Annotated in this window: 3 protein-coding genes and 1 pseudogene; 3 read left to right on the forward strand and 1 reads right to left on the reverse strand. The window is 70.5% G+C overall.

Annotated elements, in window-relative coordinates:
* The 3 genes from cysC to AWZ10_RS03870 form a co-directional block, all read left to right on the forward strand.
* A partial coding sequence (gene cysC, locus AWZ10_RS03860; protein ID WP_060890436.1) for an adenylyl-sulfate kinase occupies positions 1-457 on the forward strand: 457 nt, incomplete at its 5' end.
* The gene (gene cysD / locus AWZ10_RS03865; protein ID WP_060890437.1) at positions 454-1392 is read left to right on the forward strand and encodes a sulfate adenylyltransferase subunit CysD; all 939 of its coding nucleotides are present in this window, start codon (positions 454-456) and stop codon (positions 1390-1392) included. The genes cysC and cysD, both read left to right, overlap by 4 nt.
* Positions 1393-1418: 26 nt before the next feature.
* Positions 1419-2666 (forward strand): sulfate adenylyltransferase subunit 1, encoded by a 1248-nt coding sequence (locus AWZ10_RS03870; protein WP_046703298.1) that lies wholly within the window; start codon positions 1419-1421, stop codon positions 2664-2666.
* Positions 2667-2768: 102 nt separating this feature from the next.
* Here the strand turns inward: AWZ10_RS03870 and AWZ10_RS03875 are convergent.
* Positions 2769-3111 (reverse strand): annotated as a pseudogene (locus AWZ10_RS03875) (bifunctional salicylyl-CoA 5-hydroxylase/oxidoreductase); the annotation flags it as partial.

Here is a 3111-nt window from a genome sequence, read left to right on the forward strand (position 1 = left end):
GCTGCGTGAGGACGGCCACCTCGTGGAGGTCCTCGACGGCGACGAGATCCGCGAGTTCCTCACCGCGGACCTGGGCTTCAGCCGCGCCGACCGCCACACCAACGTGCAGCGCATCGGCTTCCTCGCCGACCTGCTCGCCCGTAACGGCGTCCATGCGCTCGTGCCGGTCATCGCGCCGTACGCCGACAGCCGCGAGGCGGTCCGCAAGCGTCACGCGGCGAGCGGTGCCGCGTACGTCGAGGTGCATGTGGCTACGCCGGTCGAGGTGTGCTCCGAACGCGATGTGAAGGGTCTGTACGCCAAGCAGGCGGCCGGGGAGATCTCCGGGCTGACCGGTGTCGACGACCCCTACGAGGCCCCCGAGACCCCGGATCTGCGCATCGAGTCGCAGGACCAGACGGTCCAGGAGTCCGCGGCGCTGGTCCACGAGCTGCTCACCGAGAGGGGTCTGGCATGACGACGACCGTCGCGGCCGTCCCCGGGGAGACCGGCACCCCGTACACGCTGTCCCACCTGGACGCGCTGGAGTCCGAGGCCGTCCACATCTTCCGTGAGGTGGCGGGTGAGTTCGAGCGGCCGGTGATCCTGTTCTCCGGCGGCAAGGACTCCATCGTCATGCTGCACCTGGCACTGAAGGCCTTCGCCCCGGCGGCCGTCCCCTTCACGCTGCTGCACGTCGACACCGGACACAACTTCCCCGAGGTCCTGGAGTACCGCGACCGCACGGTCGCCGAGCACGGACTGCGACTGCACGTCGCCTCCGTACAGGACTACATCGACCGGGGAGTGCTGAAGGAACGCCCCGACGGCACCCGTAATCCGCTCCAGACCGTGCCGCTGACGGAGAAGATCCAGGCGGAGAAGTTCGACGCCGTCTTCGGCGGCGGACGACGCGACGAGGAGAAGGCACGCGCCAAGGAGCGGGTCTTCTCGCTGCGGGACGAGTTCTCCCAGTGGGACCCACGCCGCCAGCGGCCCGAGCTGTGGAACCTGTACAACGGCCGCCACGCGCCCGGCGAGCACGTCCGCGTGTTCCCGCTGTCCAACTGGACCGAGCTGGACGTCTGGCAGTACATCGCCCGCGAGGGCATCGAACTCCCCCAGATCTACTTCGCGCACGAGCGTGAGGTGTTCCAGCGGGCCGGGATGTGGCTGACCGCCGGCGAGTGGGGCGGCCCCAAGGACGGCGAGACCATCGAGAAGCGGCAGGTGCGGTACCGGACCGTGGGTGACATGTCCTGCACGGGTGCGGTGGACTCGGACGCGGTGACATTGGAGCAGGTCATCGCCGAGATCGCGGCCTCCCGGCTGACCGAGCGGGGTGCGACGCGCGCGGACGACAGGATGTCCGAGGCCGCGATGGAGGACCGTAAGCGCGAGGGGTACTTCTAGGCATGAGTACGACCATGAGTACGCCCATGAGCACGACCAAGCACACGATCACGGCCGAGAAGCCCTCGGCCACCGTCGACACACTGCGCTTCGCGACCGCCGGATCGGTCGACGACGGCAAGTCCACGCTCGTCGGGCGGCTGCTGCACGACTCCAAGTCGGTTCTGACGGACCAGTTGGAGGCGGTGGAGCGGGTGTCCGCGAGCCGTGGGCAGGGGGCACCGGACCTGGCACTGCTGACCGACGGGTTGCGGGCCGAGCGGGAACAGGGCATCACCATCGACGTGGCGTACCGCTACTTCGCCACGGCACGCCGCCGGTTCATCCTCGCCGACACCCCCGGCCATGTGCAGTACACCCGCAACATGGTGACCGGCGCGTCCACCGCCGAGCTGGCGATCGTCCTCGTCGACGCGCGCAACGGGGTGGTCGAGCAGACGCTGCGGCACACGGCCGTGGCGGCGCTGCTGCGCGTCCCGCACGTGGTGCTGGCCGTCAACAAGATGGACCTCGTCGGGTACGAGGAGGAGGAGTTCCGCCGGATCGTCGAGGACTTCACGCGGCACGCCGACGACCTGGGGCTGCCCGCCTTCACCTCGATCCCGGTCTCGGCGCTGGTCGGTGACAACGTCGTCGAGCGGTCCGGACACATGGACTGGTACCGCGGTCCGGCGCTCCTCGAATTCCTGGAGACCGTTCCGGTGGGCGTGCAGGCGGCGGACGCTCCGGCGCGCTTCCCCGTGCAGTACGTGATCCGGCACGACGAAGTCCGGTACTACGCCGGGCAGTTGGTGTCGGGCGCCCTGCGGGTGGGTGACCGGGTGACCGTCCATCCCTCCGGTGGGACGTCCGAGATCACGGGGATCGACGTGCTGGGCGAGGCGACACGTGCCGCGCACGCGCCGCAGTCGATCAGCCTGCGGCTGGCGGACCAGCGGGACGTCTCCCGTGGCGACATGATCACGACGGGCGGGGCGGACGCGCCGACACTGACGCGGGACGTCCGTGCGGCCGTCTGTCACCTGGCGGAACGGCCGCTCCGGGTGGGCGACCGCGTACTGCTCCGGCACACCACCCGCACCGTCAAGGCCATCGTCAAGGACCTCGGCGGCCACCCCGAACTGACCACGAACGACCTGGGCCGGATCGCCCTGCGCACGGCCGAGCCACTGGCCCTGGACGACTACACGGCCGTTCGTCGGACGGGGGCGTTCATCCTGGTCGACCCGGCGGACGGGGCGACTCTGACGGCGGGGATGGTGGACCTGTCCTAGCACCGACGCCGACGCCCGCCGCCATGGCTGCGGGCAATCGTGCCGCCCCAGCCGCACGATTGCCCGCAGTTGAGTAGGACAAGCCGGGCGGCATGCCCGCGGCTAGGACAGGCTCAGTCGGGGTTTCGGGGCGTCCGTACGGCCCGTGTTGGGGCGGCGGCTGCCTGCTCGGTAGGGAGCGGGCCAGCTGACGCCTGGGCCCGAGTAGCCCTGTTCGGCCGCCGCGTGGAGGGTCCAGTGGGGGTCGTAGAGGTGGGGGCGGCCGAGGGCGCACAGGTCCGCGCGGCCCGCCAGGATGAGGGAGTTGACGTCGTCCCAGGAGGAGATGGCGCCGACGGCGATCACCGGCACCCCCGCCTCGTGCCGGATCCGGTCCGCGAACGGCGTCTGGTAGGAGCGCCCGTACGCGGGGTGTTCGTCGGCGACGACCTGCCCGGTCGAGACG

Source organism: Streptomyces europaeiscabiei (assembly GCF_001550375.1).
GTDB classification, from domain to species: Bacteria; Actinomycetota; Actinomycetes; order Streptomycetales; family Streptomycetaceae; genus Streptomyces; species Streptomyces europaeiscabiei.